Source organism: Conyzicola nivalis, from assembly GCF_040548875.1.
Classification (GTDB): domain Bacteria; phylum Actinomycetota; class Actinomycetes; order Actinomycetales; family Microbacteriaceae; genus Conyzicola; species Conyzicola nivalis_A.
On the sequence record NZ_JBEPSJ010000002.1, the window covers coordinates 671,862 to 688,699 of the forward strand.

The 16,838-nt window shown below is 69.0% G+C and carries 15 protein-coding genes; 2 read left to right on the forward strand and 13 right to left on the reverse strand.

The window, feature by feature from the left end; genetic code table 11:
- Position 1 precedes the first annotated feature (1 nt).
- The 6 genes from ABIE21_RS11955 to ABIE21_RS11980 form a co-directional block, all read right to left on the reverse strand.
- Positions 2 to 526 (reverse strand): hypothetical protein, encoded by a 525-nt coding sequence (locus ABIE21_RS11955; RefSeq protein WP_354025033.1) that lies wholly within the window; start codon positions 524 to 526, stop codon positions 2 to 4.
- Entirely contained in the window at positions 469 to 789 is a 321-nt protein-coding gene (locus tag ABIE21_RS11960; RefSeq protein WP_354025034.1) for a PadR family transcriptional regulator, read from the reverse strand. The genes ABIE21_RS11955 and ABIE21_RS11960 overlap by 58 nt, the downstream gene beginning before the upstream one ends.
- Positions 790 to 1,038: 249 nt before the next feature.
- The gene (locus ABIE21_RS11965) at positions 1,039 to 3,618 is read right to left on the reverse strand and encodes a transglycosylase domain-containing protein (RefSeq protein ID WP_354025035.1); all 2,580 of its coding nucleotides are present in this window, start codon (positions 3,616 to 3,618) and stop codon (positions 1,039 to 1,041) included.
- Positions 3,619 to 3,720: 102 nt separating this feature from the next.
- A complete protein-coding gene (bla, locus tag ABIE21_RS11970) occupies positions 3,721 to 4,641 on the reverse strand; it encodes a class A beta-lactamase (RefSeq protein ID WP_354025036.1) in 921 nt (306 codons plus the stop codon).
- Positions 4,638 to 5,591 carry a CU044_5270 family protein gene (locus tag ABIE21_RS11975; RefSeq protein ID WP_354025037.1) on the reverse strand — a complete coding sequence of 318 codons (954 nt, stop codon included), beginning with the start codon at positions 5,589 to 5,591 and terminating at the stop codon, positions 4,638 to 4,640. Before ABIE21_RS11975 ends, bla begins: the two co-directional genes overlap by 4 nt.
- On the reverse strand, positions 5,588 to 6,163 hold the full coding sequence (locus ABIE21_RS11980; RefSeq protein WP_354025038.1) for an RNA polymerase sigma factor: 576 nt from the start codon (positions 6,161 to 6,163) through the stop codon (positions 5,588 to 5,590). The genes ABIE21_RS11975 and ABIE21_RS11980 overlap by 4 nt, the downstream gene beginning before the upstream one ends.
- A gap of 172 nt (positions 6,164 to 6,335) precedes the next feature.
- Here ABIE21_RS11980 and ABIE21_RS11985 point away from each other — a divergent pair, with 172 nt between their 5' ends.
- Both ABIE21_RS11985 and qcrB read left to right on the forward strand, forming a co-directional pair.
- Entirely contained in the window at positions 6,336 to 7,652 is a 1,317-nt protein-coding gene (locus ABIE21_RS11985) for an NAD(P)/FAD-dependent oxidoreductase (RefSeq protein ID WP_354025039.1), read from the forward strand.
- Positions 7,649 to 9,214: a cytochrome bc1 complex cytochrome b subunit gene (gene qcrB / locus ABIE21_RS11990; RefSeq protein ID WP_354025040.1), complete on the forward strand. Its 1,566-nt coding sequence runs from the start codon at positions 7,649 to 7,651 to the stop codon at positions 9,212 to 9,214. Before ABIE21_RS11985 ends, qcrB begins: the two co-directional genes overlap by 4 nt.
- Positions 9,215 to 9,217: 3 nt before the next feature.
- Here qcrB and ABIE21_RS11995 read toward each other — a convergent pair whose 3' ends face one another.
- The 7 genes from ABIE21_RS11995 to glsA form a co-directional block, all read right to left on the reverse strand.
- Positions 9,218 to 10,114 (reverse strand): RNA polymerase sigma-70 factor, encoded by an 897-nt coding sequence (locus ABIE21_RS11995; RefSeq protein ID WP_354025041.1) that lies wholly within the window; start codon positions 10,112 to 10,114, stop codon positions 9,218 to 9,220.
- A gap of 23 nt (positions 10,115 to 10,137) precedes the next feature.
- Positions 10,138 to 10,398: a hypothetical protein gene (locus ABIE21_RS12000; RefSeq protein WP_354025042.1), complete on the reverse strand. Its 261-nt coding sequence runs from the start codon at positions 10,396 to 10,398 to the stop codon at positions 10,138 to 10,140.
- A 79-nt stretch (positions 10,399 to 10,477) separates the two neighbouring features.
- A complete protein-coding gene (locus ABIE21_RS12005; protein ID WP_354025043.1) occupies positions 10,478 to 11,458 on the reverse strand; it encodes an AraC family transcriptional regulator in 981 nt (326 codons plus the stop codon).
- Positions 11,459 to 11,576: 118 nt separating this feature from the next.
- Positions 11,577 to 13,031: a cardiolipin synthase gene (cls, locus tag ABIE21_RS12010; protein ID WP_354025044.1), complete on the reverse strand. Its 1,455-nt coding sequence runs from the start codon at positions 13,029 to 13,031 to the stop codon at positions 11,577 to 11,579.
- A 3-nt stretch (positions 13,032 to 13,034) separates the two neighbouring features.
- The gene (locus ABIE21_RS12015) at positions 13,035 to 14,099 is read right to left on the reverse strand and encodes an AI-2E family transporter (protein WP_354025045.1); all 1,065 of its coding nucleotides are present in this window, start codon (positions 14,097 to 14,099) and stop codon (positions 13,035 to 13,037) included.
- Positions 14,100 to 14,109: 10 nt separating this feature from the next.
- The gene (locus tag ABIE21_RS12020; RefSeq protein WP_354025046.1) at positions 14,110 to 15,744 is read right to left on the reverse strand and encodes an MFS transporter; all 1,635 of its coding nucleotides are present in this window, start codon (positions 15,742 to 15,744) and stop codon (positions 14,110 to 14,112) included.
- Complete coding sequence (gene glsA / locus ABIE21_RS12025; protein ID WP_354025047.1) at positions 15,741 to 16,787, reverse strand: glutaminase A; 1,047 nt, start codon at positions 16,785 to 16,787, stop codon at positions 15,741 to 15,743. Before glsA ends, ABIE21_RS12020 begins: the two co-directional genes overlap by 4 nt.
- Positions 16,788 to 16,838: the final 51 nt, after the last annotated feature.

Consider the following 16,838-nt stretch of genomic DNA (forward strand, 5'->3'; position numbering starts at 1 on the left):
CTCAGGCGTCGACGGCGTGCGTGGCGGCGTGCGTTGCGTCGGCGGCGGCGTGGAAGAGCCGGAGCGAGCGGTAGCCGAACCCGGCCGCCAACGCTCCGACGACGGCCCCGCCGACCATGAACACCGGGATCACGTCGATGACGGCGCCGCCTGGGAAAGCGAACGACACGTTGCTGCCGGAGACCGAGAGGTGCGTCCCGTGGACCCACACCCAGAGGGCGGATGCCACGATCGTGGCGACGTAGAGCACGAGCCGCAGAGCGTGCCTAGTGTGTTCGGTCATTCCGTATCCGTTCGTCGGGGCGGGTCGGTAGGCGAGGGTCGACGCGACCGCCCCGATCGCGATGTGCCGGGGCGGGATACCGAGCTCCTCGCAACCCGCCAGGTCGGCCAACCACTCTTCGAGCCGTTCCTCGCGGTGCGCGGCGGGCACGGTCGACGCCAGACGCCGCACGATCCACTCGGCGTTCACGCCTGGGCCGTCCTGGGCGAGCGGGAGGCCGGGCGGACCGCCTTCGCGTCCCACGTCGCCAGCGTCGCCGCGGCTCGATCGGCACCGTCGGCGGTCAACGCGTAGGTTCGGCGGCGCGGGCCGACGCGCTCGTCGTCGTCCTCCCATTCGCCGACGATCCAGCCGGAGTCTTCGAGTCGCGCGAGGATCGGGTAGATGCTCCCGGGTGCGCGGCCGGTGAGCTTCGCGAGTCGGAGGCCCCACACGGGCTCGTCGCTCTCGAGCAGCACGCGGAGAACCGCGACCGTCGGCTGCGTGAGTCGTTGTATCGGATCCATCCCCTTATTCTGCATATATAGGATAGGGAGCGCAAGGGGTGTTGGCGAGCCGAGTGGCCACTTCGGGCGGTTACCACCGCGGAGGAGTGTGCGCACCTGGCCACCCAGCGCCACCAGGCCGCCCCGCCCGAGCGGCCCGCGTCGGCCGCGCCGGCCCCGCCGACTACCCTCCCGCGCCACACGCCGAGAGTGCACTTGTGCACCTTTCCGGCGCGCAATCGGGGGCACAAGTGCACTCTCGGGGCCCCGTCAGCACCGCGTCGCACCGACCGCGAGCCGCACCTCGTCGCTCGCGCGCACGGCTGCTCCCGCCGCCGGGTTGCTCGACACGACCAGGCCGAGACCGCCCGGGGCGTTGTCGCCGACAGCGACACAGGTGCGCGCGACCGAGGTGAACCCGGCGGCTGCGAGCGTCGCGGCGGCGGCGGACGGGTCGACGGATGTCACGTCGGGCACGAGCCTCAGGGCGCCGTTGCTCGTGACCACGGTCACCGCCTGCCCGCGCGACAGCACCGCGCCCGCGCCGGGCGTCGTGACCGCCACGACACCCGCGGGCAGCATCGAGTCGGCCTGCCCGCCGTCGGTGTAACCGAGCCCGAACCCGCCCAGGATGGATCTCGCGTTGTCGACGGTTCCGCCGACGAGGTCGGGCAGGGTCGCGCCCGTGCCGGAGATCAGCTTCGGCGCGGGAGCGTCGAACGCGGCGCCGGGATAGAGCGCGTTCGCAGCCGCATTGATCGGCTTGGCGATGAGGTGCCGGTTGTTGATGCCGCCCGGATAGCGGGTCACCGCGAACTTTCCGCTCACGTTGCCGAACCAGACCGCTGTGGTCACGGCGGTCGTCGAGCTCATCAGCCAGGTCTGGTCGAAGTCGTCGGTCGTGCCGGTCTTGCCGAAGATCGGCACGCCGTCTTTCGGGTTCACGGCGTAGCGCTTCATCGCGTTGGCGAGGGCGTGCACGGTCGTCGCGGCCACCTCGGGGTCGATCGCGGCCGAGCAGCGCTGTGCCTGCCCCGCTACCGACTGGCCGGCCGAGTCGGTCATGCGGTCGATGGCGACAGGGGCGCAGTAGGTGCCGTGGTTCGCTATGCCGGCGTAGGCGGCCGCCATGGTGAGCGGGGCGATCACGTTGGTGCCGATGATCGCCGAGGGGTTGGAGCCGAGCCTGTTCTCGACGATGTCGGTCGTCGCGGGGTCGTCGACGTCGTTGGCCGGGTGCACCCCGAGGGCCGTCGCGATGCGCTTGGTCTCGCACTGGTCGAGCTGGAGTCCCATCGAGACATACGCCCCGTTGATCGACGCCGCGGTCGCATCCATCACGGTCCGGCTTCCCCGCTCTCCCGACGAGTTCTTGAACGGCCACGGACCGCCGAACGGACCGTCTTCGACTCCCCCGCCGTTCGCACTGTTCGGGCAGCTGTTCGCGAAGGCCGCCTGCTGCACCGTTCGGCCGTTGCCGTCGACGACCTCGTTCAGCCCGTGCCCGCTCTGCAGCCAGTTGATGAGAGTGAAGACCTTGTAGGTCGACCCGATCTGAAACCCCCGCGAGCCGCCGTTCGGCCGGTCGGTGTTGTAGTTCACGCTCGTCGTTCCCGGCCCTCCGCCGACAGCCGTGTTGTCGAATCCGGTGTTCTGCGCCATGGCGAGGATGCGGCCGGTTCCCGGCTGCACGGACACCGCGGATGCGCCCAACGCGAACCGCGCCTCCGCCGCGGGCGCTCTGGCTGCCACGGCGTCCTGGGCCGCGGTCTGCAGGCGCAGGTCGAGGGTCGTGTACACCGTGAACCCGCCGATCTTCCACGCCTCGGCGCGTTCTGCCGGCGACGAGCCGAGCGTCTCCAGCTCCGGCACGAGAGTGGTGACGTAGTCGCAGAAGAACCGGGCGTACGGATGCGCCGCGATGCACCCGTTCGCGTAGGGCGCCAGCACGACGGTCGTGGGGTCGACCGGCACCGCGAGCGCCTCGTCGAGCTGCTCGCGGGTGATCATCTTCTCGACGAACATGTTGCGCAGGATCACGTCGCGGCGCTCGAGATTCGCGGCGTGGTTGGCGGGATCGTCGAGGCCGCGGGCCCCGGGCTCCTGCACGATCGCGATCAGGCTCGCGGCCTGCGCGAGTGTCACGTCGAGGGCGGAGACGCCGTAGTAGCGCTGCGCCGCCGCCTCCACGCCGTAGTTGTTGCCGCCGAAGCCCGCGATGTTGAGGTAGGCGAGAAGGATCTGCTCCTTCGTGTACCGCTTCTCCAACCCGATCGCGAGTTTCATCTCCCGGATCTTGCGGTCGGGCGTGCCGGCTTGCGCGGCGTCTATGCCCGCCTTGCGAGCCTCGGCGGTGGGCTGCTGCAGCGCGGCCTGGATCGCGATGTTCTTCACGAGCTGCATCGACAGGGTCGAGGCGCCGCTCTGCGAAGTGCCCGTGGCGTTGCCGACGGCCGCCCTCAGAACTCCCTGCAGGTCGACGCCGCCGTGATCGTAGAACCGGCGGTCCTCGCCGGCGATCGTCGCGTCCCTGAGGAACGGCGAGACCTCTTCGGCGGTGACCTCCTCGCGGTTCTGGTCGTAGACCTGGGCGATGCGCTCGTAGCTGTACGTGCCGTCGGCGTTCACGCCGTTGATCGCGAAGATCTCGTTCTTCTGCGGCTGGTCGCCGATCTCGATGAACTCGGGCAGGCTGTCGAAGATTCCGATGGCGTTCGATGCGGTCACGCCGGTCACGGCCATGAGCGGGGTCACCATGACGGTGACGAGCAGTCCGGCGACGACGCTCAGGCCGACGAAGCCGCACAGTGCGCGGAGAACGCCCAGCGGGCGGTGTTTCTGGGCAGGCAAATCAGTACCTCTCGGTCGGGGGTGCGCGCCGGCGGGGCGCGTGAAGGCACGCGGCGGGGCCGCGGCGGGTGGGACGGGGTGGGGCGGATGCCTCGGGCGGGTCTAGCCCAGGGCGGTGACGACGGCCGTCGCGGCTCGTGCGATCAGCGCGTCGTAGCGTTCGGCTCCCGGCGAGTCGCGGGTCGACATGATCGCCATCACGATCGGCTCGCGGCCGGGCGGCCAGACGATCGCGATGTCGTTGCGCACGCCATACCCCCCGCTGCCGGTCTTGTCGCCGACTACCCAGTCGGCGGGGACGCCGGCCCTGATGAGATTCGCGCCCGTGGTATTCGCTTTGAGCATCTCGATCAGGACCGCCTGCTTGTCGGCGCTCATCGCGTCGCCGAGTGCGAACTCCCTGAGGTCGGTCGCGAAGGCGCGAGGGCTGGTCGTGTCGCGGGGGTCTCCCGGCACGGCGTCGTTCAGCCCGGCCTCCCACCGTTCCGCGCGCGTCGTGTCGTCGCCGATCGCGGCAAGCGCGGCGTCGAATCCGCCCGGTCCGCCGAGCTCGTCGAGCAGCAGGTTTCCGGCCGTGTTGTCGCTGAAGCGCACGGCGGCGTCCGCGATCTCGATCAGGGTCATCCCGCTGTCGATCCTCAGCTCGGTGACGGGCGAGTAGGTGATGAGGTCGTCGCTCGTGAAGGTGACGACCCGCTGCATCCCGGCTGCGGTGTTCTTCTGCAGCACCGCCGCCGCCGCGAGGGCCTTGAACGTGGAGGCGTATGCGAACCTCTCGTCGGCTCGGAACGACACCTCGGCGCCTGTCGCCGTGTCGATCGCGTAGACGCCGAGGCGTGCGTCGAATTCGGTCTCGAGTGCTTCGAACTCGCCGGCATACGGTGCGACGGTCGGCGCGGGCGACGGCGCCTGCGTCGGTTCAGTCGCGGGTGGCGCGAGATCGGGGGCCGCGGCGGTGCACCCGGTGAGCGCGACGAGCAGGGTGAGCGCCGAGGCCGCCGCCACCGTTCTCGCGGGCGTCATCGCGCCACCCGGTCGACGACCGAGGCGGTGAGCGCCGTGTACTCGAGGGTGGTGCCTGCGGGGATCTCCCCGACTCCGTTCACTGACACGATGCGCACTCCGATGAATTCTCCCGTTGCCGGGTCGACGATGATCTCCTGGCGGCTGGCTCCGTCTGCCGTCGCCAGGCCGATGGCCGTTCCGCGCCGATCGTCGAGCGTCGTCTGCTGCTCGGTGATGACCACCGACGGCATCAGCGCGAGCGCCTCGTAGAGCGCGGCGCGCAGGTCCGACTTCACGGTTCCGCTGCGCAGCAGATCGACGACGTGGGCGAAGACGTTCTCGTCGCTCGACCCCGCCTGATAGCGGAAGTCGACCAGGTAGTCGAGCAGGGCCCGGGGGTCGCGCGGCATCAGCGACAGGTCTTCGACGGGACGCGTCGCATCGGGCTCGGCGACCACCACGCGTGGCGCGTCGGTCGCGGCTTCGGCCGCGCGCTTGCGGTCCCGGGCGGCGAACGCCTCGGCCCCGGCGCCGAAGAACACGGTGGGTTCGACATACGTCGTCATCTCGATGGGTCGGGCGCCGTCGTCTGCGGGGATGAAGGTCTCCCGCACCCGTGCGTCGAGGTACCCGATGGTCGACTCGGGCCGCCCGTCGAGTGACGTGGTCGCCAGGAACGCCGCCGTCGTCGCGAGCTTGAGGAACTGGCCGTCTGCGACGGTCGGATCGTTGGCGGCCTTCGCCGCCGTGCGCAGCATGGTCGACGCCTCCGCCGAGGGATCGGCGGGACCGGCCGACGGGGGGAGCGCGACCACCGCGGCCACCACTGCCGCGATCGCGCCGAGGGCGAGGGCGCCGATGCCGACACGGCGCACGGTGCGGCGGGGCTTGAGCTCGGCTTCGACGGCGGCGACGAGAATCCCCCGCGTAGCGAGCAGCTGCGCGGGCTCCAGCTTCGGTTCGGTCATCTCGCGTTCCCTTCCAGTGCTTCGGTCAGTGGCGTGCCGGGCCGTGTTCCTTCGAGACGGTCGGCGAGCGCCCGCTTGGCGAAGTGCAGGCGTGACTTCACGGTGCCGACCGGGATGCGCAGCACCCGAGCGGCATCCGCGACCGGCAGTCCCTCGATGATGCACAGTGTCACCACCAGGCGATGGCCGTGCGACAGGGTGCGCAGCGCGCCCAGCGCCGGACCGTCGTCGAGCCCCTCGGCGGGATCCGGCACGTCCTGGGCGGGCGGAACCCGCTCGATCAGGTCGCGGTAGCGTCTCGCGGCGCGCGAGATGTTCTGGGCGGCATGCGTGGCGGTGACGAGCAGCCAGGGGAGCAGCGAGTCGTCGACGAAGCGCACCGTCGCCCGTTTGCGCCACGCCTCCAGGAAGGTGACCGCCACGACGTCCTTCGCGTCGTCGAGCGACGGCACGAGAGCGAGACTGTGGCGGAACACCCTGTGCTGGTGTCGGTCGAAGATCGTGGCGAACCCTTCGCCGTCGCCGGTGAGCGCGAGACGCCAGTATTCGGCGTCGGTCGTGTTCGTGCTCATGTCTGTATTGTCCGGCAAGGCGCAAAAGGTTCACTGGGTCGTCACGAATCGCCGCGCCGTCCGGTCTTAACTAGTGACCCTCGAAGTGCTCCCCGAACGGCGAACGACGACGTGGTGGCTCCCGATGAAGCGAGGTACTGAAGAACAGGGCACAGGGGTCGGGAGGAAGACAATGCGAAGAATTGTGATTGTCGGCGGCGGCTATGCCGGCTTCTATACGGCCTGGAACCTCGAGAAGCGACTGCGTCGCGGGGAGGCGGAGGTCGTGGTGATCGACCCGCTGCCCTACATGACCTACCAGCCGTTCCTGCCCGAGGTGATGGCCGGCTCGGTCGAGCCGCGGCACGCGCTCGTGTCGTTGCGCCGCCACCTGCACCGCACCGAACTGCTGAGCGCGAGAGTCACCCGCATCGATCACGCGCGCAAGACCGTGACGGTGCAGCCGGCTGTCGGCGACGACTACGACCTGGACTACGACCTCGTCGTGGTCACTGCGGGCGCCGTCACGCGCACCTTCCCGATACCGGGAGTGCAGAGCGAGGCCATCGGCTTGAAGACGATCGAGGAGGCCGTGGCGGTGCGCGACCGGCTGCTCGCCAACTTCGACCGAGCCGCGGCGCTCGAACCCGGGCCGGAACGGCGGAGACTGCTCACCGCCACCTTCGTCGGGGGCGGGTTCGCCGGCGTCGAAGGCTTCGGCGAACTGCTCTCGCTCGCCAGCGCCCTGCTCGACTCGTACCCCGAGCTCAGCTTCGACGAGCTCGACTTCAGGCTCGTCGAGGCCCAGGGTCGCATCCTTCCCGAAGTGTCGGAGAAGACCGGCCGCTGGGTCGTCGACTCCCTCGAAGACCGCGGCGGTCGTGTGCACCTGAACACCCAGCTGGTGTCGGCGCTCGACGGTCACGTGGTGCTGTCGACGGGCGAGGAGTTCGACTCCGACCTCATCGTCTGGACAGCGGGGACCGCGGCCAACCCGGTCGTGGCGAGGCACACCGACCTCCCGGTCGACGACCGCGGCCGACTGCTCGTGGGCGCCGACCTGCGGGTGCGGGACGCGGGCGAGATCGTGGTCGACGCGTGGGGAGCCGGCGACAACGCCGCGGTGCCCGACGTGAGTCGCAACGCCGCCCGCTCGACCACCGTGCCCAACGCGCAGCACGCCGTGCGGCAGGGGAAGCGACTCGCGAAGAACCTCGCGGCGAGCCTCCGCGGAGAGGCGCCCCGAGACTACGTGCACGCCAACCTCGGTGTGGTCGCCACGCTCGGGCTGTACACGGGAGTCTTCCAGTCGGGGCCGTTCGTGGTGAAGGGCTTCATCGCGTGGGTCATGCACCGCGGCTATCACGTACTCGCGGTTCCGACGTGGGAGCGCAAGGTGCGTGTGCTCGCGGCGTGGATCCTCTCCTTCGTGCTCGGCCGCGACATCGTCTCGCTCGAGCAGACGCAGCACCCGCGGGACGCGTTCGAGCAGGTCGGCGCACGGCGATGAGAACCCCGCTGACCGAGCGTGCCGCGGCCGCCCTGACCGGGTCGCGCGCCGCGCGCGTGGCTGACGGGCTGCGGCATCGGGCCGCACCGAGCCACTGGTCGTCGATGTTCGGCGAGGTTGCGCTGTACAGTCTCGTCGTCGTCTTCGTCACCGGCATCTTCCTGACGTTCTTCTACGACCCGTCGAACACCCTGGTGAGATACGACGGGGCATACGTGCCGCTGCAGGGCGTCGAGATGTCGCGGGCGCTCGACTCGACACTTCACGTCTCGTTCGAGGTTCGCGGCGGGTTGCTCATCAGGCAGGCACACCACTGGGCGTCGCTGCTGCTGCTGGCGGCGCTCGGCGTGCACCTGCTGAGCATGTTCTTCACCGGCGGGTTCCGCAGGCCGCGGCGCCTGAACTGGGTGGTCGTGTTCTCGGTGTTCGTGCTGGGCCTCGTCGCGGGCTTGACGGGCTATGCGCTGCCCGACGACATGCTCTCCGGCAGCGGGCTGCGCATCGTGCACGGGGTCGTCCTCGGCATTCCCGTGGTGGGCACCTGGTTGTCGTTCCTGGTGTTCGGCGGCGAGTTTCCGAGCACGATCATCGCCACGTTCTATCCGCTGCACGCGATCATCGTGCCCCTGCTGATCCTGGCGCTGGTCGTTCTCTACATCGTGCTGGTCGTCTCGCAGAAGCCGGCGCAGTTCGCCGCCCCAGGTCGCACCAACGACAACGTCGTGGGCGTACCGGTGCTGCCGGGCTACGCGCTCAAGACCGGCGGGCTGTTCTTCATCGTCTTCGCGGTGGTGATGCTCATCTCGGCCACGGTCACGATCAACCCGATCTGGAACTACGGGCCGTCGTCTCCCGGCGACGCGTCCGCGGGCAGCCAGCCCGACTGGTACACGGGTTTCCTCGACGGGGCGCTGCGCCTCGTGCCGCCCGGCTGGGAGGTCGTGCTGTTCGGCCGTACCTTGACGCTCGCCGTGCTGGCCCCGCTCGCGGTCATCGGACTCTTCATGCTGCTCGTGCTCGTCTACCCGTTCGTCGAGGAGTGGATCACGGGAGACAAGCGTGAGCACAACATCCTCGACCGGCCGCGCAACGCTCCGGTGCGCACCGCCATCGGGGTCGCGGGTGTTCTGTTCTACGCCACCCTGTGGGCCGCGGCGAGCGCCGACGTCGCCGCGACGCACTTCCGCGTCTCCGTCGAGAGCCTCATCCACTTCTACCAGGCGATGCTCCTGATCGGTCCGGTGGTCGGCTTCGTGGTGGCCCGCAGGGTGGCGATTGCGCTGCAGCGCAAGGATCGCGAGCTCGTGCTGCACGGCTTCGAGACCGGGCGCATCGTCCGGCTGCCCGGGGGCGAGTACATCGAGGTGCACAAGCCGCTCGGGGAGTACGAACGGTGGCGGCTCGTCGACTTCGAGCAACAGGCGCCGTTACGGCTTCGACCGGATGCCCGTGGCCGGCTGTCGAGGTCGCAGCGCCTCCGGGTGCGGCTGTCTCGTCTTTTCTTCGAAGACCGCGTCGCTCCGGTGACGCCGCGCGAACTCGATGCGCCTCCGCCCGGCTGAGTCTCAGTGCCCGGGGCGCAGCCTCTCGAGCTTGTGCGGGTTGGCGACGACGTAGATGTTCTCGATCCCGGCGGTCGAGCCGTCGATCGAGATCGCGACCGACGGCTCGTCGCCGTAGGAGATCAGCACGCCGGAACGGCCGTTGAGCGAGACCACGGAGATGTCGAAGCCGGGCTTCGCCTTCCTGAGCACTCCGCCCAGGAAGCGGGCCACGTGGTCGCGGCCCTCGACCGGTCTGCGGCTCGCCGAGACCACGCCGCCGCCGTCGGAGATCGAGACGACGTTCTCGGCCAGTACGGCCTCGAGCGACTCGACGTCGCCCAGACGCACCGCCGCGAGCAGGGCCTGGAGCAGCTGGTCGTGGTCGGCGCCGGACACCGGCTCGTGTCGGTCTTCCTCTGCCATGTGCAGGCGTGCGCGGCGGCCGAGCTGCCGCGCGTTCGCCTCGCTGGTCTCCAGAACCTCGGCGATCTGCGCGAACGGGTACTCGAAGGCCTCACGCAGAACATAGACCGCGCGCTCGGTGGGCGACAGGCGTTCCATCATCAGCATCACGGCCACCCCCAGAGACTCGGCGCTCTCGGCGCCCAGGGCGGGATCGTCGGCCGTGACCACCGGCTCGGGCAGCCATGGTCCGACGTACACCTCGTGCCGGGCGCGTGCCGTGGTCGCCGCTGTGATCGCGAGGCGCGCGGTCGTGGTCATCAGGAACGCGGCGGGGTTGCGCACGACGGAGCGGTCGGTGGTCTGCCAGCGCAACCATGCCTCCTGCACGATGTCCTCCGCCTCCGAGACGCTGCCGAGCATGCGGTAGGCCACGCCGAACAGCTGGCGTCGCACACCCTGGAACGCCTCGACCGCATCGTCGAGGTGGCTGTCTGGCGTGGGTGACACGGGCATTCCCTCAGTTTATCGAGAGGGCGTCAGCGCGAGTGGTCGATGAGGTACTCGAGCGCCACGCGCCATCCCACCATCGGCTCCGTCTCGGCGCGATCGGCGCCCTCCACGGCGTGGCAGACGTAGAGCGGCGCATCCCGGCCCGCCGGATCGGCCGTGTGCTCGATGTCGCCGAGGTGTCGTTCGCCGTCGTAGACGAACCACCTCTCCGGCTCCTCCTCCTCGACGCGGTAGGTCTTCTCGTGATACTCGTAGGTACCGTCGGCGAGTTCCGGGGCGTCTGACATGGGACGAGGCTATCCACGCGCGAGCAGAAACAAAAGACCTCGTGCGAGTGGGCCGATCGTGCAGTCCGGGACTGGCCCGCTACCCGCGTCCGAGGGCGAGGGCCGGCGTTCTCGCGTCGTTCCGGTACTCCGACGGCAGCATGGCGTAGTGCTCGCGAAACGCGGCGCGCAGTTCGAACGCCGAACTGAAGCCGCAGTCGTACGCGATCTGCTGCATGGTGTGCCCCGATGCCATCGGAGAGACGAGCATCAGTGCTGCAGACTCGGCGCGGCGGCGCGCGATGGCGTGTGCCACCGACTGGTCGGCGTGCTCGAATGCGCGCTGCAGATGCCGCAGGGAGACGCTCAGGCGGGCCGCGACGACGGCCGGAGTCAGACGCGGGTCGCGGTGGTTGGCGGCGATCTCGACGAGCGCCCTGCCCCGGAGTCCGGCGCGCAGATCCTCGCCGTCCATGGAGTGCCCGTCTGCCTCGAGGAACATCCCCACGACCAGGTCCTCGATCGTGCGTTCGGCGACCAGTTCGCCCACGGTCGACGCGTTCCACGATGCATCGGCGACCGACAGGGCGAATCCACGCAACGGTGCACGCAGTGATCGCCCGATGTCGGCGGTGAACCGCGTCGCCCTTACGTGCACCCCCCGGTCGGCCAGCCGACCCGACTTCAGCAGTATGTGGAATCCGCGAACGGTCTCGGAGCACTCCAGGTGGACGGCACTCCAGTCGCTGACGACGCACGATCCGCCCGGGCCGAGCGCGACCACATCGCCGCCCTTCGGCGTGATGGTGACGGTGCCGCGCAGCACGAAGGCGATGTGCACAAGCTCTCGCGAATCCGGGGCCTCCGGGCCGACCACCCTCAGCGCCGAATGGGTCATGGTGACGAGGGCCGTCTCGCCGAGCAGGCGCCGCTCGGCCGCGAACCTGAGCTCGCTCTCCGCCGGGGCGAGAAAGTGCTGCGCCATCTGAGCGAGCGCCGTGTCTGGCAGGTCGATGCGGCCGTAGGCCTGATCGAGAACGTGGCGCATCGTCGCGACGGCGAGCGGCTCCCACGCGACCATCCCAGCCCCCGAACATCTCAGAAACGGACGAGACGCCCCGGCGCGGTCCGTCGTCGATCATGAAGAAATCCCGTTGTTCGACAGCCTGCCACTGTTCGGGCCGATAGCCAAGGAGTGCTTACTGCAACGACGACGTGAGCCGGGCGAGACTGTCACCGACCTTGGCTCCCACAGACCGTCGCATCCACTTGTCGAGCGTCAGCTCGTCGCTGTCGGCCCGGTAGGCGTCTTCCACCCGGCGCAGTTCGTCGACGAAGTCACGGCCGTGCACGAGCAACGAGACCTCCATGTTGAGGCTGAACGAGCGGATGTCCATGTTGCTCGAGCCGACCACCGCGACGTCACCGTCGACGGAGAAGTGCTTCGAGTGCAGCACCGTGGGCGAACGGTAGAGGTAGACGCGCACACCGGCGCGCAGCAACGCCTCGTAGTAGGAGCGTTGGGCGTGGTGCACGAGCGCCTGGTCGCCGACCGCCGAGACGAAGAGCTCCACCTCGACGCCGCGTGCCGCCGCGGTGACGATGGCGAGCATCGTGGACTCGTCGGGAACGAAGTAGGGGCTGGTGATGCTGATGCGGCGCTGCGCCCCGTGAAGCAGGTACACGAAGAGCTTGAGGTTGTTGTCGTTCTCGAAGCTCGGGCCGCTCGGAACGACCTGGGCGTCGAGCAGCAGGCTCGACGTGTCGAAGACCACCGGCGTGGTGTCGAGCTCGAGCAGTTCGTCGGTCTCGCTGAACCAGTCGGTGACGAACACCGCATCGAGCTCGCGCACCGCCGGCCCCTCGATGCGAACCATGAGCTCGCGCCAGTGCAGACCGCGCTGCACGTTCTTCGTCTTGAGGTAGGTCGAGTCGATGAGGTTCTGCGAGCCGGTGAACCCGACGCGGCCGTCGACCACGACGAGTTTGCGGTGGTTGCGCAGGTCGGGCCGCTGCCACTGCCCGCGCAGCGGCCGCAACGGCAGCATCGGATGCCACTCGGCGCCCATCGACTCGAACGACCTGCGGGTCTCTGCCCGGTTGGGAAACATCAGCCCGGAGACGTGGTCGGAGAGCACCCGCACCGACACTCCCCTGCCCGTCGCCCGGGCGAGGGAGTCGAAGAACGGCGCGGTGGAGTGGTCCTTGACGAGGATGTAGAACTCGACGTGCACGTGGTCGACCGCCGTGTCGATGTCGCGCACCATGCGGGCGAAGCTGCCCTCGTAGTCGTCGAGCAGTTCGGCGGAATTGCCGCCCACCATCGGCAGCGCCCCCAGCTCGACGTTCATGCGAACAGCCGACGCGAGCCCCTCCGGCCACTCCTCCCTGTGCCCCACCCGGTTCAGCCCCTCGGTGCGGTCGAGGATCGCCCGGTTCACGTCGCGCTGCTTGTCGCGCCGCGACTTGGGCAGCCGTCCGACGCCGACCAGCAGAAACCACAGGGCGCCGAGAAACGGGATGAAGATGATGGCGAGCACCCACGCTACGGCCGCGGACGGCGAGCGATTCGCCGAGATCAGCACCGTAGCGACGAGTCCGATGACCACGTGCGCCGCGAGCAGCACCACGGCGACGATCTCTACCTGCTCCATCCGCTAGCGCGCGGCCTGGCTGGGGACGACGACCTTCTTGACGATCAGGAGGATCGACGCCGAGATGGGGCAGGCCACGAGCGCGCCGAGCAGCCCGAGGAGGGAGGCCCCGACCATGGCCCCGATCAGTACGAGCGAGCCCGGAATGCGGATGGCCTTGCCCACGATCCGCGGGGTGAGCACGTAGGCCTCGACCTGCAGGTAGACCAGCATCACGATCAGCACGACGAGCGCGGTCTGCGGGGAGGTGAACAGCGAGACGAACGTGACGAGCGCGGTGCTGATCAGGCTGCCGACCACCGGAATGAAGGTGATCGGCAGGGCGAAGGCGGCGAGGATCGCGGCGTACCTGACACCCATCACGGTGAGCAGCACGAAGGTGAAACACGCATTGAGCACCGCCAACAGGAACATGCCGGTGAGGTACTTGCCGACGGAGTCGAAGATCTCCTCCGCGAGCTCGGCGAAACGCGCCTTGCGCGACGCCGGCACGAGCGAGTACAGACCGGCCTTCATGCTCTCGATGCTGCCGAGGAAGTAGAGGGTGAGCGCGACGACGAAGAGCACCCCGAAGGTTCCGTTGAGGATGCCGGCGCCGACCCTCAGCGCGCCGCCGCTCACGGCGAGCCAGACGGCGGGATCGGCCGCCGCAGCCTGGAGGGTGGCGACGAACGGCAGCAGAGACCCGCCGAAGAAGTCGTTGAACGAGATGAACCAGTCCTGATGCTCTATCTGGTCGATGCCGTTAGGCAGGTACTTCACCAGCTGCCCGCCCTGTTCGAAGATGACAGGAACGATCATCCACACCAGCAACGCGACGACGATGAGGAAGCACACCATCACGATGAGCACCGACGCCGTGCGGGATAGACCGCGGGACTCGAACTTCAGCACGACGGGGTAGAGCCCGAGGCTCACGAACAGCGAGAAGAAGATGAGGGTGAGGGCGTAGCCGATGCTGCCGATGGCTGCGCCGAGCACCAGGGCGAGCAGCACCCCGAGCGTCGTGACGAAGCCGAATCGGAAAGGGCCGGAGTTGAACAGCCGTGCGGTCGCCAGCCTGTCCATCTCGATCGTCCTACTTCCGCACGGGCGACGGGTCGGGGATCTCCTCGCGTTTGTAGCCGGGCAGCATGCTCGCCGGCAGGATGGCGAGGGCGCAGAGCGAGGCGAGCACGAGCAGTCCCAGCCGCAGCGACCGCAATCGCGCGTCGGAGTTGAGCGCCACGGCCTCGTCGACCTGCTCGGGCGTCGCGTCGGTGCGCTCGAGGGTGGCACGGAGGTTGTCGTTGCTGACGAAGTTGATGCTGTTGAGGTCGACCTGCGACTGCAGCGACTCGGGCAGGTTGTCGGAGGCCGCGACGCCCTGCGCCACCCCGATGCTGAGGAGCGCGACGAGCATCGCCCCGGCGAGCGCCGTGCCGACCGCCGAGGCGAGGTTCTGGGTGGTGCCGCGCAGCGATCCGACGTCGCCCGCGAGCTCCTTCGGCGACGAGGTGACGAGCACGTTGAACAGCAGGGTCACGAGGGCGCCCTGGCCGATGCCGAACAGCACGAGGCCGAGGATCGTCGGCAGCGTCTCCCAGTTGTTCGACACCACGAACGACAGCCAGACCAAGGCGAGCGTCGACAGCACGAACGCGAACTGGGCGATGCGGCGTGCGCTGAACCGGCTGTAGAAGCGGGTGATCAGCAGCGCGGAGAAGAAGACGGTGAGGTTGAACGGCATCATCGCGAGCGACGTGTCGAGCGGGGTGCGGCCCTGCACGATCTGGATGTAGAGGGGGATCGTGAAGTTGATGGATGCCTCGAGCCCGACGATCACGAACAGCGCGAAGACCGCGGCCCGCTCGGGTTTCGACTCGACGACCTCGAGCGCCAGCAGGGGTGTCTCGCCCCGTCTCGCTCGCCGGCGGGTCCACATGAAGAAGGCCTGCCCGGCGATGACGCCGATCACCACCGAGAACAGGGCGGGCGAGAGCCCGAAGACGCTGAACGGGGCACCCGGCTCTGCGGTGAGCACGCCCCAGCCGTTGAGGTTGTTGAACCCGACCGTGATCAGCATGATCGCGATGCCGATCAGCGCCGCCCCGACGAGGTCGATCTTCACCGACGAGTTCGCGGAGTCGGAACGCAGCCGGAAGCTCAGGATGAACACGACGATCGCGAGCACGACGAGGATCCCGAAGACGGGGCGCCAGCCGACGAAGGTGCCGAGGAGGCCGCCGATCAGGAAGGCGGAGATTCCGGACGCTGCGCGCGCCGAACCGAGGGAGCCGATGGCCGTCGCTTGCTGCGCCCCCTTGTAGTTCTCGGCGATGAGCGCCACGAGCGACGGGACGATGATCGCGGCCGCCGCTCCCGCCAGCGCCTGTGCCGCGATCATGAAGCCGGCGTTCGGGGCGAAGGTCATCAGGGTCATGGCCGCCGCGAAGACCACGATGACGATACGGAACACCAGCACCCACCCGAACTTCTGGCCGACCTTCGAGCCGGTCATCACGAGCGCGGCGACGACGAGCCCGTAGGTGACGATGGCAGTGCTGATCGTCGTCGGCGGAACGTCGAACTCATCGACCATCCCTCCCATCGACACCGGCAGGGCAGACACGTTGAACGACATCAGCACCTGCGCCAGGGCCAGGGCGATCATCGGCGACCACGACGCCTTCACCGCCGAGGCCTCCGTAGCCGGGGTGGCTGCTGTGGTCATGAGGTGCTTCCTTCCGTTGTGGTGCGCGAGCCGGCTGTCGGCTCCGGCTGCGACGCGAAGAGGTTGAGCCCCAGGGCCCGGGAGAGGTAACGGGTGGCGCTCTGCCCGCGCACGCTGTTGCCTGCCGGATCGAGCCGAGGCGAGAAGGTGGCCATCCCTCCCTTGCCGGGCGAGACGGTGATGATGCCCCCCGAGACGCCGCTCTTGCCGGGCATGCCGATCTCGTAGAGCCAGTCGCCCGACATCTCGTAGAGGCCTGTCGTCGCCATGACGGCGAGAGTGTCCCTGCTGGTGGCCGCGCTCACCACCCGCTCGCCGGTCACCGGGTTCACGCCGCCGTCGGCGAGGGTGGCGGCCATCACCGCGAGGTCGCGCGTGCTGACCAGCAGCGAGCACTGCTTCGTGTAGACATCCGTCGTCTGAAGGGGGTCGAACGCCATCCGGCCGTAGCTCTGCAGCAGCCGGGCTATGGCCTGGTTGCGCTGGTTGTTCGCCGCCTCGGACTCGTAGACGGCGATGTCGAGTTCGAGCACCCGGCCGGCGAAGCGCGAGAGGCCGTCGTGCACGAACTTCCATTTGGCGGCCGACGTCGCTCCGGGTGCCAGCGCCGTGGTGGCGAGCGCTCCCGCGTTGACCATCGGGTTCATCGGGCTGCCGCCGTTGAGCTCGAGCGCCATGACGGAGTTGAACGGCAGGCCGGTGTTGTTGACCCCGACCGTGCGCCACACCTCGTCGTGGCCGATGGCGTCGCAGACCAGAGCGAAGACGAACGCCTTGGAGATCGACTGGATCGAGATCTCGTGCGACGAGTCGCCCGCTACGAACACCCTGCCGCCGACCCCGGCGACGGCGAGACCGAACAGGCCGGGGTCGGCGATGCCGAGTTCGGGGATGTAGTCGGCGACCACGCCCTCGTCGAGGCCGCGGTAGCGCCCGTGGGCGGTGTCGAGCAGGTGCTGAACCCGCTCCTCGTCGGGCAGGCTCCCGGTGGAGACCGCCTGGTCGTCGAGTGAGTCCGTCGATTCATCCAGCCCCACCTGCATTGCGTCACCTCGCAGCATCGCGGTGTGCGCGGCCGAGCCATCCCCGCCGCG